Here is a 24,824-nt window from a genome sequence, read left to right as displayed (position 1 = left end):
AGGTATTAATTATATGAATCTCAAAAAACAAACGATCTCAAAAATTCTCTTCGTTACAACTATGTTAGTTGTAACAAATATTCTCATTTCTGAACCTGTCTGGAATTTAAATCAATCTCAGTTGAATTCGGATCTATTACTTTCGAAATCTAAAGGTGGGAATACACTATCCTATCTTCCAGGTGAAGTGGTCATTAAATTCAAAAAACAAATTCCTGACTCAGAACTATTACACCAAACTTCAAAGGTAGCTACTATTACGGGAGTTCTTAATACAAGGGGACATTTTACTACAGCGAAATTATTGGATTCTGAAACGATGGAAGAGGGACTTGCTAGAATTAGCAAAGATCCGAATGTGGAGTCCGTTGAGCCTAGGTATTTATATTTTAAACAAGCATCAGCACCAAATGATCCAGGTTTTCCTAGACTTTGGGGACTCAGTAATGCTGGCCAAACACTCGCTTCTCCTAGCTATACAGCTAACGCCAGCAACCCGGGAACTTCCGGAAAAGACATGAATGTCCTTGGTGCCTGGGATGTGACTACTAATTGTCTTGGAAGTAAGGCAATAGTTGCCGTATTAGATACTGGCGTTACCTACGACCACGAAGATTTAGTTGGCAATATGTGGAATGGATCAGCTGGTTGTGTAAACCAAAATGGAGTTACCGTTGGTGGCGGTTGCCCTAACCACGGTTATGATTTCGCAAGCGGTGATAATAATCCACGCGATGAAGAAGGTCATGGAACACATGTTGCCATGACCATTGGTGCAGTTGGGAATAATGGAGTAGGTATTACAGGTGTTTGTCAATCTGCAAAAATTATGGCCGTCCGTGTTTTGGGACTTGGTGGGGGAACTCCCGACAGCATTGCCAATGGGATTTATTTTGCTGTTTATAACGGTGCCAAAGTCATCAATATGAGTTTGGGAGGTTCTAGTTTTAGTAATACAATCAACACAGCGATCGAATTTGCTAGAACCAATGATGTCCTCGTAGTGGTTGCAGCCGGGAACGATGGCTTAAACTTAAGTGGCTCAGGGGCCTCATATCCGTGTGAAAATACAAATGCAAATATAATTTGTATTGCTGCTCTAGACCAAAAACATGCGTTAGCTACTTTTTCAAACTTTGATAGTAACGCAACTGTCGCTAGTCGTGCTGCTGATTTCGGAGCTCCAGGAACAAATATCTATAGTGGTTACGGGCTTGAATCCACTGTTGCTGAGACACCAACATCTTATGCAAATGATTGGGTGAATGTTGGGTCGACTGGAAGCCCTTGGACTTACCATTCATGTGCATTCACAATTGGTGGAAATCCTATTACACTTTCAGGGTTATTCCTTCCAAACGACTGCTCAGTCATTGGATGGAATTATACACCACCTTACACAAATCCTACAATGATGCCTTCTTCTTCAAACAGAACGGTTTATAAAAACTTTTCAATTGATAGTAATGCAACGAATATTACGCTTAACCATGTTTTGATATCAGACGGCGAAGGATACGATACTAATGCATGTTATGATTATACAGAAATGTATCATTCACCGACAGTAGGTAATCCATTTTCGGGAGGTGGTACTGTCATTTCGCTATATGATAACTTGCGTGGCGTTTACATGAATCGATTCTGTCGAAGACATTCTACAGGATATTCATTCCGAAGTACAGAATCAGCCATCTTGAAAAGTTGCGTAGGATCATCCAATTGCTCAGTTGGATATCGATTTGTCTCAGATACTATTGCCAATAACGGAGGAGCGTTAGCAACCGAGATTTCTATATATACTTGGAAGCCATCAACTACAGCATACACTAACTTAAATGGAACGTCTATGGCGACTCCTAATGCAGCTGGGGTTGCAGCTCTCATTCGCTCTTATAATCCAAGTTTTACCTATGCGGATGTTATCACAAAACTCATCGAAGGTGGAGTTACAGAGACGGCTCTCACAGGTACAACGCAGTATGGAAAGGCTATCAATGCTGGTAATTCCATAAAACATCTCAAACAAGTGACAGGAGTTACGGCTGTTTTACAATAAAACCATTTGGCACAGCCTGATATTAGCGGCCCTAACAATGGGCTGCACTTTGTTTGGTGAAACTAAGAAAAATCCACAAATGAGGCCGATTCAGGAGCAAAGAAGTCCTATGTTTAAGGAAGGCGAATACCTCTTTGCTACACAGGAAGGAGTCACTGAGGAAGAGTTAAGGACTTTGTTTGGTGAATATGAAATCATAAAATTGAGTCCCCTCATCGTCCGTGATAGGAGTTTTCTTTTAGTCGTAAAAAATGATCCTGGGCTGGCTGCAATGGAAAATAAGGTCTCTGCATTCGGGAGGATCAGATACATCGAAAGAAACCAGATCCTTCAAAAATACAAAACAAAACCTTAGAACCAAATTCTCGTTAGAGAAAAACACCCTACGCCGACCAATTCGAGGCGTCCAAAAAGTGTAACCCATGTGAGTGATCTAAAGTGTTACCGATGTGCCTTTCCATACAAAAGGGTCCGTATTTGCTTCTTCCCTTACAAATTGATCTCAATACATCCTTTACACACTAGATTTTAATTCTTCGATCCAGAACACGATGTACACACCAGGAGTGTGTCATGGCTTGGAAGGAGACAAACGTGTTTGAAGAAAGAATGAAATTTGTTGTGGCGTGGAAACGTGGAGGTTGGTCTCTCACAGACCTTTGCCATGAATTCAATATTAGTCGGGTCACTGGCTATAAATACTTAGAACAGTATGAGCTTTATGGTCTTGATGGTTTAAAAAGATAAAAGTAGGAAACCCAAACGCCATCCATCGTATAACTTCGTATAATGTATGCTATACGAAGTTATTACGTCTGATAGACATGTGAAGATTCATTTTTATGGAGTCAGTCTTGGAGTAATAGACCTATATACAGGAAAATTGTTGCAATTTAAAAACCCAATGCCATCCTCTTTAACGTCTGAATCAGGATTTTAATCATACTTTTTGTAAAGTATGTACCAAGACAAAACTGTAAAGGATGTACGAGTACACTCAAAAGCGATCCCACCGGTAATGCGACATAAGATCAATTATGGGAAGTAACATGTTTCCTCTTAAGGTAATATCTGAAAGCAAAATAGTGCTCCAGAAGTAAAGGTATTCGAAGCCTTAATTAAACCTTACTTTCCTTCGAGCAAGGTAACCAAAGCAACAGATGGCTCGCTCGGCTACCAGAGACGAGCTCAGGCAAAACAAAATCCAAAACGTGAACAAATCGGGATAAAAAGTTTGAGTTTGGGGATCTCGGTTGCGGAATCGGTGGTTTTATGTTAGGCGTGGTTCCGGGAAAGCCCACGAGCCCACCTCCACCACCCAATTCAGGGCGGGGGCTCTTTAGCGACCATGCGACATAGTATTGTTATGATTACTTTCTAGAACCGTCGCTCACCCGTTTTTGAATCACTTCGTTTAGCACTTCCACAAGTTCTTGGAACTCATCTCCTTTCCGAATTCTGATGGTTTCAATGGGTTCCCCTGAGGCCATCCTTTGCAACGAACGTTTGATGCTAAAAACAGGACCCGCCATCTTATGAGATTTAAAGACTGAAAATACTGTGATTAAAAGCAAATATAATATAGAAAGTGTGACCACCGCATCAAATTGGATGGTATACATATTCAATTGGTGGTCATAACTTGGAAGGTAGATTTCTCTCGGAACAAATTTGTCTTTCGCTTCATTCGGAGCCGAATCTTCATTTTCCACTTTCCAAAACACGGTTTGTGCATCTTGGCGAAGACGAAACACTGCACCACCATCATACTTGGCTTGGTTCAGCCAATATAGAAAACCTAAAGTCACAAGAACCCCAGATATAAACAAAAGAGAATAATGAGCTAAAAACTTTAATTGGAATTCCTTATCGATGAGATAGTGAAAACGAAAGGTTTTTTTGTGATTTTGCGGCATGGCTTCCTTTAAGGTGTTCCCCTAGGGTGTTGGAGATGAGCCTCTCAGAAAAAGACAAAATTGTCAAAAACTTATAGAGATTAACGAATTTTTTCTGTTTCTAATATCTTTTGGATCGGGATTTCGATAAGACCTTCCAATCCTTGGAAGTGAAGATGTGTTTCTGACTGCCCGAGGATCACCCCTCGGTATTCTGTTCCATCTTCCAATCGTACAAGTTCTAATCTAGCATGTTCTTCGTATAGTATCGACTCACGTGCTAGAATGGTTTGCGTTTGGAATGCTTTGAGTTCTTTATCTTCTTTGGAATTTAAAGGGGAAGCTGCTACTGGTAATGTTTCTCCCAATTTTACAACCGTTTGTTGTTGCGAAGTTAAGATAAGATCATCAACAGCAACGGAACCTTCCCGCACTGCCACCACTTCGGACTTCCCATCAAACTGAACACTGAAAATAGTTCCTCTAACCTGTGTAAGATGTTCCCCAGCTTGGACCGCAAACTGACTGTCCTTAGAAAGTTTGGAGACAGAAGCAAACAACTTCCCTTTTTTTACAGAGAACTTTTGAGATTGAGCCTCATTTGTTTTTTCGATTACATCCATAGCCACTTCGGAATTAGGAGTAATCCGCATCCAAGAACCAGTTTCAAAGTCTAAATCGATTTGTGAAGACACTTCGGTAACGACCACATCCCCAGATGCCAATTGGTAGTGTTTCACTAAAGGGACAGGGTGTGAACTACCTTGTGGTAGGACAGAAACCTTTCCTTTTACAGAGGAAACTAAAACCTTCAACGGAGAAACCGACTGCGTGTTTTTTTTAGCAGAAGGAGCCAACGCCAGTTCGGAATTTTTTGTCTGTGATGGATTTAAAAAGAAAACAAAAAACAGAGTCGCAGCAAGCGACAGGGCTGAACCACCAACAAGGGCAAGCCCCATGGGTTTACGGAAAAAAGAAACCACATTGGATTTTGGAATTTGGTTTGGAATGTATTCGAATTGGATGTCTCGTTTCGATACAGTCTCCCAAGAAGGGAATTCTCTGGACTCTGTAACCTTTGCGGGTTTACGTAGAAGTTCTTCCCATTTAGCGATTGTATGTTGCTTATCAAATTCGTTCATTATACTAATCCGGTACCAGATTTTCCCTCTTGGCTATAGCCAACACCTTCTCTGTGGCCCGAATGACCAGACGAGACGCGGTAGAAACCGAAACTCCCAAAACCTCAGCGATCTGGACCAACTGAAATCCTTCCACATTTTTGAGTAACAAAGCCGAACGTTCTTCTTCCGACAACTCTCCTAAAAAGGAATAGAGCCTATCTTCTAAATCTTGGTATTCTGCCTTGATTTCGAGTTTTGGATTGTGGCTGTGAAATTCGATTTCATCGGAGACAATCTCTCGTGTTGTAGAAAATTTTTTAGCATAATTGATAGATAAATTGCGAGCAATCGTGTACAAAACCATCACAGACTTCTCTTCTGAGAGACCGGCTTCGCCGTAGTGCTTATGGAAACTTAAGAAACTGTCTTGCATCAAATCCATTGCCGTGTCCGCGTTTTGAGTGTACTTGTAAAGGAAGTCATAAATACGCTTATGGCTTCTTTCATAAATTTGACTCATAGAGACAGCTTTGTCTGACACAATCTTGTATGTGTTGGTAAAACCGAGTCTCTGACAAGTAAAATCCCGTTCCTCTCTGTAAAAGTAAACAACCGGGGCAGGTCAGATTCTCAGGGAAACTCGAATTATTTTTCTCTCAAAAGGGCGTCATTAGCAGCATTTTTATAGGCCCCGATCATAGTCGGATAATTGAAAATGTGCTCGGTAAAGTACTCAATGGGAGCTTTGAGATTCACCACACATTGTCCTAGGGCAATAAGCTCCGTTGCTTTGTCGGAAATGATATGAACCCCAAGAACTCGTCTTGATTGTTTATCAAAAAGGATTTTTAAAAGTCCTACTTGGTCTCCACTAATTTGAGCTCGGGTAATGGTGTCAAAACGAGCCATCCCCACGCCATAAGATACACCGCGGGCTTTTAATGCTTCTTCCGTTGGTCCAATGGTTGCAATTTCTGGTAAGGTATAAATTCCGATAGGAAACTCTTCGGCATCAACGGGAATAGATGGATGACCAAACATGTGTTTTGCGACATAGGCCCCCTGGTACATGGATACAGAAGCCAAACTAGGGAATCCAATGACATCCCCACAAGCATAAATATTAGGAACATTGGTTTGGTAGTTTTCGTTCACTAGGATTTGTTTTCTATCGTTAGGCATGATTCCCACAGATTCCAAACCTAAATTGTCTACATTTCCCAAGCGCCCACGAGAGATCAATACCTGATTAACACGGACCACTTCACCCTTGTTAGTTGTAAGTTCGAATCCCTCCTCGTTTGGAAGTTTATGATACTTTGTAATAGAAGAATCTACATGGATCGAAATCCCCGATTGCTGCATAATACGAGTCATTTCATTCGAAATATCTTCATCTAAAAAACCAAGAATCCTGTTTTGTGAATCGAATAGATGAACTTGTACTCCAATATGAGCAAAGATAGTTGCGTATTCCGATCCAATGATCCCAGCACCAACTACTGCTAAGGAAGTAGGCATCTTTTTCATAGCGAAAAGCCCATCACTATCGTATACTAAACCATCTTCAAAAGGTATGTTTTCGTTTGCGGGTCTACGAGGGCTGCTCCCTGTTGCAATTAATATGTTTTCTGTTTCGTAGACTTTTTTTCTTCCCGCAGAGTCCGTGACCTCTACATGGTTGGCATCCACTACCTGCCCCCAACCTGTGAGTGTGGTGACACGGTTTTGAATCATTTGTTCTCGTGTGACATCCTCTTCTTTTTCAATAACAGTAGAAGCACGGAACATGAGTTCCTGTAATGTGAGCATTGCAGTTTGGGGAGACTGCATCCCATGCAGTTTGGACAACTTTAAGTTCCGATAGAACCGGCTCGTTTCTTGTAAGGATTTCGAAGGGATCGTTCCATAGTGGACACAACCACCACCCAAGTAAGGGTCTTTTTCTATAATGGCTGCTTTTTTTCCCATTTTGCTTGCTTGGATAGCAGCTTTTTGTGCGGCAGGACCGCCCCCGATGGCGAGTAAATCAAATCGATTGATGGACATTTGCTAAAAAAACAATACCGACGGAGTGAAAAATAGCAAGCAAAATTGAAAGAACAAACTTCCACTGGGTTCTTTCCTTTTTTCGCCTAACAAAGTAACATACTAATTACAAAATATCTTGCCTTGGAAACTGAGAGTCTCATGTTTCATCTATCCCTATGGAATTCTTTAAAATGATCCAATCCGGGCTCACCTCCGTCTGGAAAATCCTTTCCGAAGGAATTAGAGCCAAACTCGCTTGGTTTACAGGCACCCTAATCGCCTTAACTATTCTTTTACTTTCCATCATTACCGTCCGCCAACAAACAGCCATCCTCTCGGAAAGTTATGAAAAACAAGCCGCCGTCTCCAAGAATTTTATCGCTAGTCTGGTAATGGAGATTGAGAATATATCGCAAAACTTAATTCGAATTGAAGAATTCAAATCAAGAATAGAACGGCAAAGAGAAGAATTAAAAAAATACCGAACTGCCAAAGTAGTGACTAAAAAAAAGACAGTTTCTGTCTTCGGTTTCCAAACGAATCTTTTTGGATCCCTTGGGACATCTAAGGTAGTCAAGAAGGTAGATACATTTTTTTCAGTGTACTTAACAAAAGATGATGTGGATGTTTTGGAAAGGGAGATCCGTCACCAACTTCGGGAAGCGGCCAATCGGAATATCAGCGAAAGAGAATGGAACACACTAGTTCACCTTGCATCTTCTTATGTTCGCAATGAAGAAAAATATATAGAAGCCCAAAAACAAACACCTCCAGAAGATCCGGATGCTAAACTCAATTGGGAAACCAATCTTAAAAATCTAAAAAAAGAAATACGAAATCATAAATCCCAACTAGACCTTTTCATCGCAAAGTTCTATGCTGATTCCAAAAAACGCAAACTAGAAGAACTAGGTCTCGACACCCAACTCTTTAGGATCCAAACCTTCCCTTTATCTGCAATGATTCCAGGAGAAACTTCACTAGCTTCTTTTGATACACAAATCATCGACAATACCTCTCCATTGGCAAAGATCGATCAGTTCGATCAAATGGAAGAAAGTTTGGTGGAATCTTTCCAACGCCTAGCAGATGATATATCTTCACTAGATGAAAATGAAAAACAGTATGTTTATGAATGGGAAGACAGAGAAATCCAAGCTCTCCATTCCCCCCTATTCCGTCACCAAAACTCTACAAAAAGAGCCTTTCATCTAAGTAGTGTTAAGTCTAGTTTAGGTGACTACAGAGAAGTCATTAAAGAGGACTATCGGATCACTAACGAACTTTCGGAACTCATTCCAAAACTGAGAGAACGTATCCAGTTCTTAAAAAATTCCAAACCACCGATTCCTCCCGCCAAGGACAAACTTTTTACCAGTTTTTATAAATCCTACAATGAACTCATTGAATCCAGAGATCAAATCTTTGATGCGGTAACCACAAACTACCCCATTCCAGAGGAAAATTGGGAAAAAATTGAATCCTTAAGAAGTTTACGTGATGTGGCCTTGGAAGATTGGATTTTAATGAAATTCAAAACTGATCCCACCGAATACGAAAGGTATTACCAAGACCCAGAATCCAGGGAAACACAAAGGAATCGATGGAAAGCCATTCGAAAATGGATTGTCAATGCCGAGCAGGAAACACCAACAAAAGAGTTAAAAAAACTTTTCCCTGATGGAAGTTTTGGCCACTCCCGAAGTGAATCAGAAGAAATCATGTGGAAGTTAGACGGAACCCATCTTTTGGAATCGGAAAATGTTCCAAACTTGGTATTACGTGATAATTTTTCAGGCCTCATTCGAACCCTAGTGGATAGAACTGACGGGATTCGAGCCATCAAAGACAACAGAAACCAAATTGTATTCACAGCCATTACCATTTGTTTGGTGGCGATTCTATTTGCTATTTTTATCTCTGGTGTGGTGGTTCAAAAAATCCGAAAAATCATTCGCAGTGCAGAAGATGTAGGCCAAGGAAATCTTCATGTCCATTTTGATGATGGGGGAAATGACGAATTTGGAAATCTAACCGTGGCATTGAACCAGATGGTGTCCGGCTTAGAAGAACGGGAAAAGATGCGTGGTGTACTTGGAAGTATGGTGGATCCTGTTGTGGTAGGGGAAGCCCTCAAAGATTTAGAAAAACTAAAACAAGGAAGTGAAAAAATCATCACTGCTTTCTTTTCAGATATAGCAGGTTTTAGTGCCATATCTGAAAAACTAAATTCAAAGGAACTCGCCAATTTACTGAACGAATATCTATCGGCAATGACTATCATTTTAAAACATCATGATGGGGTTTTGGACAAGTACATTGGGGATGCCATCGTCGGAATTTTTAATGCACCACTCGATGTAGAAAACCATTGCCTGAAAGCAGTATCTGCCAGTGTCGAAATGCGAGACAAACTAGAAGTTCTAAAAGAAGAATGGATAAAAAACAATAAATACATTCCAGAAGCCCATACAATGAAGTTCCGAATTGGACTAAACATGGGTTATGCGAAGGTTGGATTTATGGGAACTGATGCCCTTGCGTCCTATACGATGATGGGAGATACAGTGAATCTTGCAGCGAGGCTTGAGGCAGCAGGAAAAGACTATGGTGTTTGTATTTTAGTTTCTGAATTTGTTCATGATGAAGTCAAAGCGCATTTTTTCACTCGGAAATTAGATATTGTTCGCGTGAAAGGCAAAACCAAACCAGTGACACTCTTTGAAGTTCGTGCTAAAAAAGGAGATGAAACAGAAGCAGACCATAAATTTGTCGAAGCTTACGAAAGCGCCCTTTTCTCTTATTTAAACCGTAAGTTCGAGGAAGCGGGGAAAAAGTTCTACACCCTCCTTACTACAAATGGCGACGAGGCCTGCAAACTCCTTTGGGAACGATGCCAGTACTACCTCGAATCCCCTCCAGAACCAGATTGGGACGGGGCTTTTACCAGGACAAAAAAGTAAGAAATCTACGAATTATTTCAATAAAATGGAAATTTCCTCCAATAAAGTGTAACAAACTCTTGCATTTTTAGAGAACCATTCTAAATTGGGACCAACTGATCATCTTACAGGAGACAACTCATGGCACTACGTTTAGGCGATGAAGCACCCAATTTCCAAGCGGAAACCTCTGAAGGCAAAATTGACTTTCATGAATATTTAGGACAAGGTTGGGGGATTTTGTTTTCTCACCCCAAAGACTATACTCCAGTTTGTACGACCGAACTTGGATATGTTGCAAAAATTAAACCAGAGTTCGAAAAACGCAATGTGAAAGTGATCGCACTTTCTGTTGACCCTGTTGACAGCCACAAAGGTTGGATCTCTGATATCAACGAAACACAAGGAACCAAAGTTAACTACCCTATCATTGCTGATGCCGATCGTAAAGTATCCAATCTTTATGATATGATCCACCCGAATGCTAGTGAAACGACTACTGTTCGTTCGGTATTTGTTGTAGGGCCAGATAAAAAAGTGAAGTTAACTCTTACTTACCCTGCTTCCACGGGAAGAAACTTTGATGAACTATTACGTGTGATCGACTCTTTACAACTCACTTCTCAGTTTAGCGTAGCAACTCCAGCGAACTGGAAAGACGGAGAAGATACAATCATCGTTCCATCCGTTTCTGATGAAGATGCAAAGAAAAAATTCCCAAAAGGATTTCGCACCATCAAACCTTATTTACGTTACACTCCACAACCAAATAAGTAGTATTTAAGCAAGCGGGTCTTTGGCCCGCTTCGCTCTTTCGTTTTTTAATTATGAATATAAAACTGAATCGAATTGAATCCCCTTACGTTTTGGAAGCTCGGAACGAATCCGGAAATTCCATTCGGATCGATGCCTCACCGGAAATCGGTGGAAAAAATTCTGGTCCAAGACCTATGGAACTTTTGATTATGGGGCTTGCCGGTTGTAGTAGTATCGACGTTTTGATGATCCTTGCCAAACATAGAATTGAAGTGAAAGATTATTCAGTAGAAGTGGATGCCGATAGAGAAAAAGTCGAAGAAGCCAATCTCTTTAAAAACATTCATATGAAATTCAAAGTACAGGGTGACTTCAAAGAGGAACAAGTAAAACGTGCGATTGATCTCAGTTTAGAAAAATACTGTTCTGTCGCAAAGACTCTCGAAAAAACAGCAAAAATCACTTACGAATTGGAATTAGTTTCGTAAGACCAACTTACTTTCCATGAAAGGGATTTCTTAGAAAACAATTTAGTGCAATTTTTGTCGATTCTTCATCATTTCGAGAAGAGCGTCCATTCGTTTGTCTCTTGTTTTTTGAGTCTTTGCTGTTTGTAATCGCCAAGCAATTGCATATAAGTTGGCTTTATTTAATGTTTTAAAGAATTCGTGAGCTTTCTGATCTTTTGCTAATTTTGCTAGAAAATCAGGGGGAATTTCCATTTGGCTGGGAGAATCATAGGCTTTGTCCCATCTACCATCTTTTTTTGCAGCCTCTATTTCTAATAATCCTTTCGGCTGCATTCGTTTTTCTTTGATAAGCAGATCTGCTCGTTCTCTATTTCGCTTTGACCAATTACTTTGAGGTCTGCGTGGAGTAAATTTCTGAATCCACGAGATTTCATCGTACGTTTTTTTCTGGCTATCGATCCAGCCGAAGCAAAGAGCTTCCTCTAGGGCCTCATCATAGGTTATTGTTTTTTTTCCGGAGTCTTTCTTATAAATTCGAAGCCAAATACCATTAGGAACTGTTGCAAAATGTAACATAAGCCATTCCTTCCATTTCGTTGAGGAAGAAAAAGATTTGATAATCATTTCATGATTTTTATCCATAGAATTTCCATTCATCTGAAATTTTCCATTGAATTCAACAATTACTTAGGCAACGAAATATGGCTCTTTATCTTATATTTTATTTTAATTCGTTTAAATCCCAACTGTATTCGTTATAAACAATTTTCGCATCTGGTTTGATAGGTTCTTCAAATCCTTCTTGTACATATTGGATGAGAGTTGTTTTTTTGGTGAAATCTATTTGGAACCAATTAAAAATTTTACTTAAGTACAAAGTGTTCGTTGTTTTATCATAAGAATTCTTTTTTGGATTTTTTAAAAAACCAAGTTTTGCTGATTGGAGTTGTTTTTCTAAAGCAGTCGGTGTGTAGGCTTCCGAAACTATATGAGGGCAACCGATGGAAGCACAAACAATCGCAAAATGGATTCTTGGTTCATTAAAGTCCTTTCGTAACTTTTCATGTTCAATCCAATCCAAATGCCTTAATTTTCCAAGTAGGGAAAAAAATTCTTTTTTCCAAGGAATCCCACGAGCCAAGTTGATTTTGGAAAATGGAGATCCAATTTCAGTGATACTTTCCACAGGGTAGTAATCCAAAATCAATTTGATAGTAAAGGCATTGTAGGCATTGATGAGAAAACTTTGTTTTTCTTTTTCTGTGAATCCTTGGTATTGGGCCTCGGAGACTTTGGAAAGATTGTCCAAATACTGACGGAGGGTTCCTTCTTCCGATTGAATTCCTTTATAGGAAACAAGGCCATTCTTTACATATTTTTTCAAAAGTGCGTCCCAAACCAAATGTTTATGATCGAACCCTTGGGCAGAGATTCCTTGCCATAAACCAAAACAAAGAAAGCTAACGAAAAACTGTTTCATAACAACCATCCACTGACTTAGACTGATCCAAACTGGTTTGCCAGCGAGAATTTTTAAGACAAACTATTCAAATAACGGCTGATCCCTTGGATGACAGGTGCCGGAATTTCATGTCCGCCGTTAAAGCCAATGAATTCGCCAAGAAGTCCGGAGTTCCGAAGTAACTTTTCTAATTTTTTTGCGTTCGCATAACCAAGAATAGGATCAAATTCACCATGAGATTGGAAAAACCGTAGATTTGATTTTTTAGGCGCTAACTCTTTCCAAAGTGATTCATTTACAAGTGCCCCCGAAAGGATCATAAGTCCCTTGGAGATCTCCTCTTTTCGGAGTGTTAGATCTGTGGCAAGCATCGCACCTTGCGAAAATCCACCGAGAATCAATTGGTTCCAAGGAACGCCAATCGCATCTAACATTAAATATGCGGCTTGACGAGCAACATCCATTCCTTCAGGGTCCCTGTCTGCAAAATTTCTGAAATCATTTTTTCGAATGGCTTCTTCCAAAGCTGCCATATCAATCGGGAACCAGGCTCGACCTGAATAACCTGGCATAAGCGGGATACTCAAGTGACCATGTGGAAATACCCAGTTGAATTTTTGATCTGTGACTAAGACCTCATGGATGGGATATAGATCGAAGGCACTAGCACCATAACCGTGAAATAATACTACAGTAGGTGCATCCGGGTCACCTTGGACTCGCAAGGCTTGTAAAGGTCCGAGAGATTCTAAATCGTTGTCGTTATCTAACATAGTTTAACCGAAGAGTGAAGGTTGATCCTGATTGATTGTATCTGAAATAAAGTTGGTAACAGAAATTCCTAAAAGTCGAATTTTTTTAACTGGATCGATGTTTTCCTTCCAGACAGTTGCCAACAAATTCGAGGATTGTTGGAAAAGGTTGTCTGCCAAGTAGAAAACAGAATCGGAAGAAATAGATTTTTGTTTCACAGTAAAATCTTCGAATTTGGTTTTCAAAGTGAGAGTTTTTCCCTGTTTATTTTTTCGACTCATCCTTAATTCTAATTCAATAGATAAGGCCTCCAAGGTGAGAATCAAATAAGAAAAGTCTTCCGAATCATGACTAAAAGTAGTTTCCACACCAATGGATTTGGGATCTCGGAAAGGGATCACATCCCTATCATCAATTCCCCTTACCATTCGATAAAAAACCGCACCCATCTTTCCAAATTCTTGAACTAAAAATGATTCCTCTGCTTTCCGCAGTTCCGATCCTTTTGTATATCCCAATTGAGAGAGTTTTTCATAAGTTTTTTTTCCGATTCCGTGGAAACTGTACAAGGGAATGTCATTTAAGAATTTTTCTTCTTCCCCAGGGAGAACCACATATAATCCGTTAGGTTTATTTTTTTCAGAAGCCATTTTTGCTAAAAATTTATTTTGCGCAACTCCTGCAGAACAAGTGAGCCCAGTGCGTTCAAAGATTTTTTTCCTGATCTCTCTTGCGATTGTACTGGCTAATGGGATATTTAATTTATTGGATGTGACATCTAAGTAAGCTTCATCTAAGGACAAAGGTTCTACTAAATCGGTATATTCCAAAAAGATGGATCGAATCTCTTTAGAAACAGTTTTATACACTTCAAACCTGGGTGGTGTAAAGATAGCATCGGGACAAAGTTTATAAGCCTGAAAACAAGGAATGGCAGACCGCACCCCAAATTTTCTTGCCTCATAACTAGCGGCACAGACCACTCCTCTCGAATGCGGAGATCCACCAACCACTACAGGTTTCCCTCTCATTTCAGGGAAGTCTCTTTGTTCCACTGATGCATAAAATGCGTCCATGTCGATATGGATGATCTTTTTCATTTCTCTATCTTATAGAATCAAACTAGATTAAAAATCTCTTGCCAAATGTTTTTTTGCACCGAATCCTTCATGAATTGTGCACACAAAACAAGCGGCAAAGATTTTGGTTGTCGATGATAATGAAACCAATATTGAAATTATCACTCATATTTTGCTTAACCAAGGGTATGAAGTGGCGGTGGCATACGACGGCGAATATGCTTTAGAACTTGCAGAAGCACTCGATTTTGACTTAATCCTACTCGACATTTTGTTGCCAGGAATCAGCGGACTGGATGTCGCCAAACGATTGCTTACTACAGATCGCTCCAAAAACACTCCTATTCTCTTTTTATCGGCTCTGAATGAGACCAGTGACATTGTCAAAGGATTGGAAACAGGAGCCGTTGATTATATAACAAAACCTTTCCAAGAAACAGAAATTTTAGCTAGAATCAGAACTCATATCAAAATCAAAACCTTAGAAAAAGAGAGAATCGATCTTTTGCAAGCCATCCAAAAAGATTTGGAACTAGCAAAAGCAAACCAAGAAAATCTTGTAACTTTCCAATTCCCACCTTCTCCCCTCTATCAAATTTACACTTCCTACAAACCTATGGACTTGGTGGGAGGAGATCTTATCACCTACGATCTGTTACCTTCTGGTGATTTGGATATATTATTTGGGGATGTGACCGGTCATGGAATTGCAGCTGCAATGATCTCTCTTATGGCTATCATTACTTTCAAAACCATGGATAAATCTTTTTTGTCACCTAGCGAAAGTTTATATTGGATCCACAGTACTCTTACACCACTGATTAGCACTCATTTCATTAGTGCAATTTATATTCGTTATAAAGCAGAAGAAAACCTACTCTCATACTCAATGGCTGGCCACCACAGTATGTTTCTCATTCGAGACCAAAAGATCACGAAACTCGGGACCAAAGGTTTTTGTCTTATGATGTTCCCTGACCAACTCAATGCTGAAAATGAAGACTTGTTTTTGAGTTCGGGAGATCGTTTGTTCCTATTCTCCGATGGAATGTTTGAAGTTCCCAATGATAACGAAGAGTATTTAGGGGATCAAAAATTTTCCGAAATTATCGAAAGTCGGATTCATCTATCGGGAAGAGAATTCCTAGATTCGGTTCAGGAAGAAGTGTTGGATTACTCTGGTGGAAAAGTAGCTGACGACATGACTATGTTATTATTGGAAATCAAATGATTAATGAATTCCTAACAATTCTCTTTGCTTTTGGATTGTTGTTTATAGCCTATTACTACCACAACTCTTATAGAAGGGAGAAAAAACTAAGGTTAATTCTCTTTCGAAAAAATTTAAGTAATTCTGAAGAAATCGAACGCATCATTCGCGAAAAAGAAAAACAGTACCAAGATATCTATGATACAGCAAACTCTATTATCATTCGCTGGAGCCCTGATTTCAAAATCCATTCCATCAATCCTTATGCTGAAGAATTCTTTCAAATCTCTAGAGAAGTAGCCGAAGGGAAAGACGTAGTATTAGATTTGTTTCAAATTCCCTTTGAAAAATCCAACGAAGTGAAATCTCAACTATGGAATATTTTCCATAGACCAGAACAAAATATTAGGCAAGAATACGATGTATTCATTGGAGAAAATGACAAACGGACCGTTACTTGGTCTAACCGAATTTTAAAAAATGAATTTGGATATCCTTATGAAGTTTTATCGATCGGAAACGATATAACAAACAGAAAGATTGCCGAAGAGAATTTAATGAAATCTTATGAGAGGATTTTGGACCTCTACAACAATGCTCCGTGCGGATACCACTCTCTTGACAAAGATAACATAATTGTTTCGATCAACGATACTGAATTGGATTGGTTGGGTTATGCCAGAGAAGAGATCGTTGGCAACTTTAAATTTAGTGACCTACTTACAGAAAGTAGCCAAGAAAAATATAGATTGATAACAGACTCTTTCCCAAATGAAAACCTAACTGGTGTTGAGTTAGAATTTTTAAGAAAAGACAAGTCTACTTTCTTTGTAAGCCTAAATTCAACAGCTACCTTCGACAAAAATGGAAATTTTGTAATTAGCAAATCAACAGTCTTTGATATTACCGACCGCAAACTAGCGGAAGATAAACTAAATGATTATTCTCAAAAGATCCAATTACAAAACAAACGATTACAAAAAGCCGTAGAAGCTGCCATCAAAGCCAATCGCTCCAAATCTGTTTTCTTTTCTAAAATCACACATGAATTGAGAACACCCCTTCATGCGGTGATTGGGTTTTCTCAAATTTTAGAAAAGGATCCAAATCTTCCGAACCACTTAAAAGGTTATGTAAATTCTCTCTATGAAAACGGAGTCCATTTACTCGGAATGATCAATGATATTTTGGATCTATCGAAAATTGAAGCAGGAAAAATGACGGAATCACGCGAACGATTTTCGCTCGTTCAACTTTGGGATGCTTTATTCTCCATGTTTTCCTATCGGTTTTCTGAAAAATCAATTAGTTTCGAACTTTTAAATCCAAGTGCAATTGAAGCCTGTTATTACGAAGCAGATTTACAAAAAATCCGCCAAATACTTGTGAATTTACTTGGGAATGCCTTAAAGTTTACAAACCAAGGTTCCGTAAGTTTAGAAATTCAAATCCAACGTACCCCGGAACATTCTTTCGATACAGTAAAATTCATTGTAAGAGATACTGGAATTGGAATTCCGAATGATCAATTACATTCAATCTTTGAAGCATTCCAACAAACAGAACAAGGAAGTTCCTACAAAGAAGGAACTGGGCTTGGGCTTTCCATCTGTCACCAGTTAGTTGAGTTCCTAGGTGGTTCCATTTATGTAAAAAGTATCATTGGAGAAGGATCTGAATTCTGGTTTGAAATTCCTTTAACTAGATTAGAAGTCATTCCTGGAGAATTGGTTCAAAAATCAAAAATTGGTCCCATACATACAAAAGAACTTGGAGAAACAACAAAACTAGAAGAATCTGAAGAGGAATTTGTACAAACTTTTTTAAACACATCAGCGCCAGGACTAAAACGAGAGATTTTACAATTGATTCGGATTCAAAACTTTGGGCAACTCATGGGAGTTCTTGATGCAATTCAAACCAATGATAGAGGAAAAACTATATTGGAACAAAAAGTGAAAAACAAAAAATATAAATTTTTAATCGATTTGGTCCAATCCTCTAATCCTTTCGAGTGATGATGTCAACTTTTTGATATCCTTTTGACTTTAATAAGTCCGTTACAAAAACAAAAGATTCAAATACAGCTCTCTTATCTACCTCCAAAACAATGGGAGATTTTCCATCCTCATTTTTGGGAATGATGAGTGTTAGTGAATCTTTGGATGTTTCTTTCCCATCGAAAAAAACTAAACCTAAGTGGTTGATTTGGATTTTAAACTTGGGAGACTCTTCCCCAATCGACTCCGTTTGTGTTTTGGGAAGATCGAGTTGTAAAGTTGATGTTGTTTCCGTAAATCGAACAGCTAACATTAAAAAGATTAATAAAATAAATAATACATCGATGAGACTACTGATATCAATCGATGAATCCGAATTTGATTTACGGAGTTTCATGGACCTTCGAAAAATCCTTTACCATAAGTTCCGAAATGTATCGAATTTTGTTTTCAGCAAATCGGTGGAAATACAACGACGGAATTGCTACCAGAAGACCAACAATTGTAGTATTCAATGCGTCTTTGATTCCACCAGCGAGTACATCTAAACTTACCTTCCCTTGGGCTTCCATGGCACCAAAAGCAGAGTTAATTCCAATAACAGTACCTAAAAGTCCGAGAAGCATCGAAAGGGAAGCGATGGTTGGTAACCAACGAATGGTTCTTTCCAATGGGGAAAAAAACAATTCCACCTCTGCTTCCGTTGGTTCTTTGGGAAATACCGAAGAACGGAAATTTCGATCTTCCAATTTCCTTAAGCCCAAGATCATTCGAAAGAAAAAATAAAAGGAAGTGAGTGAAAAACAAAAAAGAAGAATAAAAATCAAAATTGCGGGAATTGAAAATGTCCAATTCATGGATGTATCGACCTCTATGAACCAATACCAACTGCCATCCCAAGAAAAGAAACCCGAATATGTAAGAACCAATTTTGATGGAATCGCCAAGGCCTACGACAGATTCAATGATTGGAATAGTTTTTTCCTACATCGGATCTGGAAAGATTGGGTGGTCAGAGAGGCCAAAAAATCTGTCCCAGAAGCCAAATCTGCCCTAGACTTATGTTGCGGAACTGGAGACATAACCTTTCGGCTCTGGAAAGAACCGCAATTGGAACGAATTGTAGGCCTTGATTTTTCCGAAAAGATGTTGTCCTTTGCCATCCACAAAATCCCAAAAGACCCAAGAGTCCAACTCCTCATCGGGGATGCCATGGACCTCAGCCAATTTTCTGATGGTAGTTTTGATATTGTGACTATGGGATTTGGCCTTCGTAATGTTTCTGACCTAAAGAAGTGCCTACTAGAAATCAAACGAGTGTTAAAGAAAGATGGAGTTTTTGTCAATTTGGATGTGGGACGTGTGCGACCAAAATTTCTTAAGTTCTTTGCAGACTTTTATTTTTTCAAAATTGTTCCAATATTCGGGTATTTACTCTATGGAAAGGAAAATGAGATGTTTGATTATCTCCCCCATTCCTCTAAGGTTTATCCTGACCAAGAAACCTTGGCAAATATCTTAAAAGAATTGGGATACCGAGAGGTTCGGTTTCAGAATTTTGTTTTTGGGAATGCGGTGGCTCACGTAGCAACAAACTAAAGTTATATGGAGAGCAAATCAGATTTATGTCTGATTTGTTTGGGGATTCGTTCATTTTTTTACACCCCTGTTCGTACTTCTACCCAAATGTCCAATGGATTTCCCTAATTTCTTCCAATTCTCCGTTGATTTTTTTACTATTTTGTCGTTTAATTCCCTATACAGGTAGGAAATCTCAATATGAAACGATGGTTAGTTCTTTTATCAATTCCCCTTTTAATTTTGGACTGTTCCAATAAAAAGAAGGGTTTATTACTTCTCCCTTTTTTGGGATTAGGTGATGGGTCCTCAACAGAGACCAAAGCAGAAGCGGCAAATACCGGTGACGGTACTTTTACAGTCGTTGGATTAGAAACCACAGATCCAACCCAAGTGACAACTCCCACTGAAACTACTGGCGGTTCCACAGGTGGAGACCAAACAGCAACCACACAAGGAACTGAAGTTTCAGCACCCGCAGCACCAGTAACTTCAGCTCCCACACCAGCACCGACAACGGTCAATAACGAAACCACAGTCGTAGTGGTAGACCAAACCAATGGTGGTAGCTTTAATTTTGAAACAAACATTACTGTTCCCGTAACTGTTGTTGTAGGAAACGAATCGGGGCCAGTAGCTAACGCACCAGTAACCGTTACAGAAACTACAACTACAGGAGAGCCGAACGTAGTGGGTACAGGAACTACCGATTCTAATGGATCCGTTACCATCCCTATCAGTGTTCCGCCAACTGTTACTACAGTCGAAGTAAGTATCATCGGTGTGAATCCGACTACAGGTGAAGTGGTAGAGATTACAGGATCGGCTCCTGTTCAACAACCATCTACTGGTTCTGGATCGGAAGGAACTGTCGTTGTGGCTCCCGTTGTTAATGTAGACACAACCAATTTCCAACCAGTGAATGGTTGTGTCCAAGCGGTTGATTCTGATTGTGATGGGATTGCGAATGCTCATGATGAATTTCCAGAGGACCCAAGCCTTGCAACCACAGCACGTTCTGGTCGATATACGATTGCTTTTGAAGATATGTATCCATCAGCAGGAGATGCGGACTTAAATGACCACTCGACAATATTCAGCACAGAAATGGACAAAACTCCAACAAATAAGGTGAAGGTGATTCGTGGAACGTATACACATGTTGCAAAAGGTGCAGGATACAATCATGAACTCAGACTTTCTTTGGATGTTCCCACAAATGCTACAGTGCAAGTGAGTTATGTAGACGGAAGTGGAAATCCATGGAATGGTTGTGCTGCTGCCTCGAAGTACACTGCAAATGTTGTAGGAGATTGCACAGGCGGAACTTTAAATACAGCGCAACTCAAACGAGGAGTTTTAATTCTTCCAAGTTCTGACAAGACACTTTTTGGCAGTAAAAATGCTCCGAAAGCAGGATCTACTTTTACAATCAATGACTTTGTTCGCGGTGTAACGGCACAAGTTACGATTACATTTGAAGAGCCAGTGGATTTGAATGAAACAAAAAACCTAGTGGGTGGACATTTGAACTACTTCCTTGCCATCAACCAAAAGACAGATGGAGTGTTCAGACAAATCTATCGTCCTGGTTACTTTAAAGACAGTAAGGGAAAAGATTCCTTTATTGATAAAAATGGATTCCCTTGGGCAATCATTGTTCCAGGAGTATTTAACCACCCAACAGAAGGTGATGACATTCGTAAACCTTCTACTTCTGGTTATATCTTCTTTAATTCTTGGATGCACTCGAATGGTGTGGCTCATAAGGACTGGTATTTGCATGTAGATCAAATTCCAGCACCAAACCGTCCTTCGTATGTAGTTCGCGTAAGTGATTTTTATGCTGACAATGGTTTTTCTGCCTACCTTCTCAAAGCTGTTCGCAAAAACGCTTTTGAAGTTTCGGCAAGTTTGATTGTTGTGGGAGCAGCCCTCGGGTTCCTAATGAAAAAACGTTTGGGAAAACAACAAGCAGCTTAAATATACACCTACCTTACAAGAAATCCTTCCTTCATTCTTTGGGGGGAGGATTTTTTGTTTTATGGCCTCTATTCTCCGATTCGCAAACAACGAGTATTTTCTTTCAGGGTATTTTGAATCCGATTTAGAATCTCAAAATCCGATCCTTGTCGATCCACTTTGGAAAGGAACCAAACTCGAAGAACATTTAACCAACTTCCCTCTCCCCTTGCTGACTTCACCCAAGTCATTTTGTCTTGTCACTTCTGGATCCACCGGCCTTCCCAAAATAGTATGTAAAGAATGGAGCGAGATAGAACAGGAAATTTCTTATTGGGTCAATAATCCTGAAATTCGATCGCTTTATACGAAGTCTGAAAAAGTCAATGTACAAGTCCCCCTCTGTCATCTCTATGGATTGCTCTGGGGTTTTTTATTACCCAAACGGTTGGGTGTCTCTTTCGAGTGCAACTCATCTTCAGACAGTGGGAAACTCTGGATCACCTCGGCTCCTAAGTTGCAATCGGCGCTAACACAAAGTAAATCGCTCCCCGAATTTGCCGTAGTCTCAGGGATGAAATTCCCCGTTCCTCTATCGCGTGTTTTGCGAGACCGAGGAGGGATTTCTGTTCTCGAAATCTATGGGTCTACAGAAACAGGTGGGATTGGATACAGAGACCCACTCAGGCAAAACAGGTTCCAAATTATTCCAGGATTAGAAACAAAGTTTCGATCCGAAGAAGGATTAGAAGAAACAGAACTCCAAATCCAGAGCCCATTTCTTTCCCATCAGTCCTTCTTATTGGAAAACAAAACTTGGACCAAAGATACATTGCCACCTAATTCTTATTATCCGACAGGAGATTTAGGAAATTGGTCTGAGCTTGGGTGGTTTCTTTTTGGAAGAAAAGATCGGATCATAAAACACAATGGGAAAAGAGTTTCCTTGGATCGGATTGAATCAGAAATCCTAGGACTCTCACTGGAAGGAGAATTTGTATGTGTTCCCATCTTCGATGGATTTGGACAAACCATCGGTCTTTTTTCTACGGGAACTTTACCTGCTTCGGAAATTTTACAAATTTTGAGAAGGGAATTGCCAGATAGCCATGTCCCAAGGGTGATTTTAACCAACGTTTCCTTACCAAAACTTCCGAATGGCAAACCAGACTACCCCACCATCACCAAACTTTGTAATGACGAGTACGAAAGGATTCAAAACCAAAAGTCAGGTTTAAATACACCTAAACCAAACGATTCTCATTCCAGTGTTCTAGCAATTTTAGAATCTATACTTGGAGTAAAACCAGAACCAAATAAACATTTAATTTATGATTATGGGATGGAATCCATTCAATATATGGATTTGATTTTGAAATTAGAAAAGAAAATAGAACATAAAATCCCAGAAGAAGACAAACAAACCAGTTACTTCGCGAGCCTTTCTGGGATAGAAGAATACATTCGAGAAAAACTTTATTTACTCAAATGACACTTCACTATCTCAATTTAACAAATATCCAATTGGAATCAGATGTTTTATCATAATACAAATGGATCAGAACATTGGTAGGTTTCATTCTATAGGTGAATACATAATTAAAAGCCGTGTCTAAGTTTTTAGAGACCATGCCCTCTTTAAATTTTCCATAAAAAATTCTGTTGTTTGCACAAATGGCAACCTCAGTGAAGAAATTTTTACCAATCACTGTGTCGTTAGGTAAATTTGAAAGTTCCGATTCATATTTGTTATACAATAGGATTTTTCCATTTCCATCCACCTTAACGATTCCGAAGGCAGCTGCATCCGCCTCTGCTTGTGTTAACGTTCCCAGTTTGTTAGAAAATTTTGCGTCTATTACTTTTTCCATGATTTCTCCCAAATCGAATTGTGTTATTTTTTTACGTCTCAGGTTCTGAATATAGGGAGTTCAGTTGTTCTTCCATTCCTTGAATGAGAAAGATTACTTCTTCTATAGATTTTGTATTTGTTTTTTCAAACAATAGTTCCTTTTCTGCATACAAAGTTTCTATTTGTACGATTAAATTCTTTGTCACTTCAACGAGACCAGTTACATCTTTTACACCACGCACTTGGTTTTGCAGAAGTTCCGCCAGTGGAGAGTATTCTTCTAGTTCCTTCTTTGTATATTCCATAGTCTAATAGTTTAGATGGAGAAATAATGGTTTTTCTCTAAAAAAAGTATATAAAAGTGATTTTTGATAACTCAATGGGAAATAATAGAAATAAGTATGAAGTACTCAATGAAAAATATGAGGTTTATCCTCCACTCAACCGTTTAGAAAACTTTTTAGTAACAATCCTAGTTGTATTGACTATCACAATCATTCTGCAATCCTTCATTGGTAGAATCCCCACTCCGTTTCCTATCTTGATTGCTCTCGGAGCAGTTCTCTTAACTATCCTTTACCTTTTTTTACTCAATAAAAAACGCAGAATCGTAAAACTATGGATAGAGTCAAAATCCCAAACGGCTGATCCCGTTCTTTTGCTTTCTGGATTAGGGATCGATATCCATGAATATTCAGATTCCTTATTACAACACTGTTCTTCCCTCAACAAACGAATGGACGAAATCAGTGCACATATCGCTGATCTAAATGGAAAAATTCATACTGCGGGTCTGGACATTGACCGCGTTTATCAAATTGTATCACAGCTGGCAACAGAAGAAGTAAAACTTATGGAAGCAGTGGGGAAAACTTCAGAAGAAATCGATATTATGTTTGATATTGTAAATATTGTCATCGCAGAGATCCAAAGTAGAAATGATACTATGGAGAATTTAGTTTTTTTAAGTAAGGACGGACGAATTAAGGTAGGGGATACAAATAAAACTATTAAAAAGTTTAGTGAATCTTCAGGGAACATTTTGAAACTCATTGATTTAATCAACGGAGTCTCAAAGGAAACAAACCTCCTTGCAATCAATGCTGCAATCGAAGCAACCCACTCTGGTTCAGAAGGAAAGGGATTCACTGTCATAGCGGATGAAATTGGGAAATTATCTACAATGACTGCAAACAACGCTAGACAAATCACAAAGATACTCAAAGAAAACGTGAATGATTATGGAAAAGCAGAGAAATTGGGCATTGAATCTGGGAGTGCCTTTCAATTCATTGCAGATGAAATTCATATTGTTCACGGCACCATTGCTGAAGTGATTCAATCCATTCAAGAATTGAAATCAAGAGGTGGAGCCATCCTTTCGAAAGCTAAAACACTTGATGATGTTGCAGAAAGAGTAAGAGATACATCAGGTGAAGTGTATGGTGAAATTGTAACCATACATACAAATTTAGAAAACATTAAAGACCTGTCAGAGACAATCCATCAGGAATGTGAGAAAATTCGCAAAGAGCAGCAAGGGATTTTACAAATCACCTATAAGATGAAGGGGCAATTGCGGGAAATTTCGAGTCAAACGGATGAAATTTTAGATATCTCTGAACCCTGATTTTTATGATTTCTCTATTTT

The 24,824-nt window shown here is 39.2% G+C and carries 23 protein-coding genes and 1 pseudogene; 12 read left to right on the top strand and 12 right to left on the bottom strand.

The annotated features are described in order from the left end of the window. The first annotated feature begins 13 nt into the window (after positions 1-13). The 3 genes and pseudogenes from LEP1GSC195_RS20195 to LEP1GSC195_RS19635 all read left to right on the top strand — a co-directional run. Positions 14-2,059, top strand: a complete 2,046-nt coding sequence (locus LEP1GSC195_RS20195) for a S8 family serine peptidase (RefSeq protein WP_015683021.1) — start codon at positions 14-16, stop codon at positions 2,057-2,059. Between the two features lie 109 nt (positions 2,060-2,168). Beyond that, positions 2,169-2,414, top strand: a complete 246-nt coding sequence (locus LEP1GSC195_RS18285) for a hypothetical protein (RefSeq protein ID WP_015682952.1) — start codon at positions 2,169-2,171, stop codon at positions 2,412-2,414. A 218-nt stretch (positions 2,415-2,632) separates the two neighbouring features. Beyond that, positions 2,633-2,831 (top strand): annotated as a pseudogene (locus tag LEP1GSC195_RS19635) (helix-turn-helix domain-containing protein); the annotation flags it as partial. A 598-nt stretch (positions 2,832-3,429) separates the two neighbouring features. On the opposite strand, the gene LEP1GSC195_RS18280 reads toward LEP1GSC195_RS19635, so the two are convergent. From LEP1GSC195_RS18280 to sthA, 4 genes are all read right to left on the bottom strand, one after another. Next, entirely contained in the window at positions 3,430-3,975 is a 546-nt protein-coding gene (locus LEP1GSC195_RS18280; protein WP_015682831.1) for a hypothetical protein, read from the bottom strand. 80 nt (positions 3,976-4,055) lie between these two features. Then, entirely contained in the window at positions 4,056-5,096 is a 1,041-nt protein-coding gene (locus LEP1GSC195_RS18275) for a FecR domain-containing protein (RefSeq protein WP_015682910.1), read from the bottom strand. Positions 5,097-5,100: 4 nt separating this feature from the next. After that, the gene (locus LEP1GSC195_RS18270) at positions 5,101-5,598 is read right to left on the bottom strand and encodes an RNA polymerase sigma factor (protein ID WP_084597436.1); all 498 of its coding nucleotides are present in this window, start codon (positions 5,596-5,598) and stop codon (positions 5,101-5,103) included. Between the two features lie 125 nt (positions 5,599-5,723). Further along, positions 5,724-7,127, bottom strand: coding sequence for a Si-specific NAD(P)(+) transhydrogenase (gene sthA, locus LEP1GSC195_RS18265; RefSeq protein ID WP_015683044.1), 1,404 nt, complete (start codon positions 7,125-7,127; stop codon positions 5,724-5,726). Positions 7,128-7,300: 173 nt separating this feature from the next. Here sthA and LEP1GSC195_RS18260 point away from each other — a divergent pair, with 173 nt between their 5' ends. From LEP1GSC195_RS18260 to LEP1GSC195_RS18250, 3 genes are all read left to right on the top strand, one after another. Next, positions 7,301-10,072, top strand: a complete 2,772-nt coding sequence (locus LEP1GSC195_RS18260) for an adenylate/guanylate cyclase domain-containing protein (RefSeq protein ID WP_015682987.1) — start codon at positions 7,301-7,303, stop codon at positions 10,070-10,072. A 120-nt stretch (positions 10,073-10,192) separates the two neighbouring features. Then, positions 10,193-10,828 (top strand): peroxiredoxin, encoded by a 636-nt coding sequence (locus LEP1GSC195_RS18255; RefSeq protein WP_002975579.1) that lies wholly within the window; start codon positions 10,193-10,195, stop codon positions 10,826-10,828. 50 nt (positions 10,829-10,878) lie between these two features. Further along, positions 10,879-11,295: an OsmC family protein gene (locus tag LEP1GSC195_RS18250; RefSeq protein WP_015683041.1), complete on the top strand. Its 417-nt coding sequence runs from the start codon at positions 10,879-10,881 to the stop codon at positions 11,293-11,295. Positions 11,296-11,337: 42 nt separating this feature from the next. Here LEP1GSC195_RS18250 and LEP1GSC195_RS18245 read toward each other — a convergent pair whose 3' ends face one another. The 4 genes from LEP1GSC195_RS18245 to dinB all read right to left on the bottom strand — a co-directional run bounded on the left by LEP1GSC195_RS18245 (position 11,338) and on the right by dinB (position 14,592). Next, on the bottom strand, positions 11,338-11,934 hold the full coding sequence (locus LEP1GSC195_RS18245; protein WP_015682929.1) for a YdeI/OmpD-associated family protein: 597 nt from the start codon (positions 11,932-11,934) through the stop codon (positions 11,338-11,340). Positions 11,935-11,998: 64 nt separating this feature from the next. Further along, positions 11,999-12,757 carry a DUF547 domain-containing protein gene (locus tag LEP1GSC195_RS18240; protein ID WP_015682976.1) on the bottom strand — a complete coding sequence of 253 codons (759 nt, stop codon included), beginning with the start codon at positions 12,755-12,757 and terminating at the stop codon, positions 11,999-12,001. 53 nt (positions 12,758-12,810) lie between these two features. Beyond that, positions 12,811-13,512: an alpha/beta hydrolase gene (locus LEP1GSC195_RS18235; RefSeq protein WP_015682944.1), complete on the bottom strand. Its 702-nt coding sequence runs from the start codon at positions 13,510-13,512 to the stop codon at positions 12,811-12,813. A gap of 3 nt (positions 13,513-13,515) precedes the next feature. Next, positions 13,516-14,592 carry a DNA polymerase IV gene (gene dinB / locus LEP1GSC195_RS18230; protein WP_015682861.1) on the bottom strand — a complete coding sequence of 359 codons (1,077 nt, stop codon included), beginning with the start codon at positions 14,590-14,592 and terminating at the stop codon, positions 13,516-13,518. Positions 14,593-14,668: 76 nt separating this feature from the next. Here dinB and LEP1GSC195_RS18225 point away from each other — a divergent pair, with 76 nt between their 5' ends. Both LEP1GSC195_RS18225 and LEP1GSC195_RS18220 read left to right on the top strand, forming a co-directional pair. Then, a complete protein-coding gene (locus LEP1GSC195_RS18225; protein WP_015682813.1) occupies positions 14,669-15,802 on the top strand; it encodes a PP2C family protein-serine/threonine phosphatase in 1,134 nt (377 codons plus the stop codon). Further along, positions 15,799-17,799, top strand: coding sequence for a PAS domain-containing sensor histidine kinase (locus LEP1GSC195_RS18220; protein WP_015683058.1), 2,001 nt, complete (start codon positions 15,799-15,801; stop codon positions 17,797-17,799). Before LEP1GSC195_RS18225 ends, LEP1GSC195_RS18220 begins: the two co-directional genes overlap by 4 nt. On the opposite strand, the gene LEP1GSC195_RS18215 is transcribed toward LEP1GSC195_RS18220, so the two are convergent. Both LEP1GSC195_RS18215 and LEP1GSC195_RS18210 read right to left on the bottom strand, forming a co-directional pair. Then, the gene (locus tag LEP1GSC195_RS18215; protein ID WP_015682997.1) at positions 17,783-18,178 is read right to left on the bottom strand and encodes an ExbD/TolR family protein; all 396 of its coding nucleotides are present in this window, start codon (positions 18,176-18,178) and stop codon (positions 17,783-17,785) included. The genes LEP1GSC195_RS18220 and LEP1GSC195_RS18215 overlap by 17 nt on opposite strands. After that, positions 18,165-18,530 (bottom strand): MotA/TolQ/ExbB proton channel family protein, encoded by a 366-nt coding sequence (locus LEP1GSC195_RS18210; protein WP_232227857.1) that lies wholly within the window; start codon positions 18,528-18,530, stop codon positions 18,165-18,167. Before LEP1GSC195_RS18210 ends, LEP1GSC195_RS18215 begins: the two co-directional genes overlap by 14 nt. A 124-nt stretch (positions 18,531-18,654) precedes the next feature. Here LEP1GSC195_RS18210 and LEP1GSC195_RS18205 point away from each other — a divergent pair, with 124 nt between their 5' ends. The 3 genes from LEP1GSC195_RS18205 (at position 18,655) to LEP1GSC195_RS18195 (ending at position 22,813) form a co-directional block, all read left to right on the top strand. Continuing rightward, positions 18,655-19,380, top strand: coding sequence for a ubiquinone/menaquinone biosynthesis methyltransferase (locus LEP1GSC195_RS18205; RefSeq protein WP_015682922.1), 726 nt, complete (start codon positions 18,655-18,657; stop codon positions 19,378-19,380). 180 nt (positions 19,381-19,560) lie between these two features. Continuing rightward, positions 19,561-21,342 carry an LruC domain-containing protein gene (locus LEP1GSC195_RS18200; RefSeq protein ID WP_015683054.1) on the top strand — a complete coding sequence of 594 codons (1,782 nt, stop codon included), beginning with the start codon at positions 19,561-19,563 and terminating at the stop codon, positions 21,340-21,342. Between the two features lie 61 nt (positions 21,343-21,403). Beyond that, complete coding sequence (locus LEP1GSC195_RS18195) at positions 21,404-22,813, top strand: non-ribosomal peptide synthetase (protein WP_015682914.1); 1,410 nt, start codon at positions 21,404-21,406, stop codon at positions 22,811-22,813. 7 nt (positions 22,814-22,820) lie between these two features. On the opposite strand, the gene LEP1GSC195_RS18190 is transcribed toward LEP1GSC195_RS18195, so the two are convergent. Both LEP1GSC195_RS18190 and LEP1GSC195_RS18185 read right to left on the bottom strand, forming a co-directional pair. Next, complete coding sequence (locus LEP1GSC195_RS18190; protein WP_015682828.1) at positions 22,821-23,192, bottom strand: PAS domain-containing protein; 372 nt, start codon at positions 23,190-23,192, stop codon at positions 22,821-22,823. A gap of 31 nt (positions 23,193-23,223) precedes the next feature. Continuing rightward, positions 23,224-23,478 carry a hypothetical protein gene (locus LEP1GSC195_RS18185; RefSeq protein ID WP_015683017.1) on the bottom strand — a complete coding sequence of 85 codons (255 nt, stop codon included), beginning with the start codon at positions 23,476-23,478 and terminating at the stop codon, positions 23,224-23,226. Positions 23,479-23,552: 74 nt separating this feature from the next. Between LEP1GSC195_RS18185 and LEP1GSC195_RS18180 the strand changes: the two genes are divergently transcribed. Continuing rightward, the gene (locus LEP1GSC195_RS18180) at positions 23,553-24,803 is read left to right on the top strand and encodes a methyl-accepting chemotaxis protein (protein WP_015682955.1); all 1,251 of its coding nucleotides are present in this window, start codon (positions 23,553-23,555) and stop codon (positions 24,801-24,803) included. Positions 24,804-24,824 lie beyond the last annotated feature (21 nt).

It is taken from the genome of Leptospira wolbachii serovar Codice str. CDC (genome assembly GCF_000332515.2).
Classification (GTDB): domain Bacteria; phylum Spirochaetota; class Leptospiria; order Leptospirales; family Leptospiraceae; genus Leptospira_A; species Leptospira_A wolbachii.
This window is presented reverse-complemented; position numbering and strand designations above follow the sequence as displayed.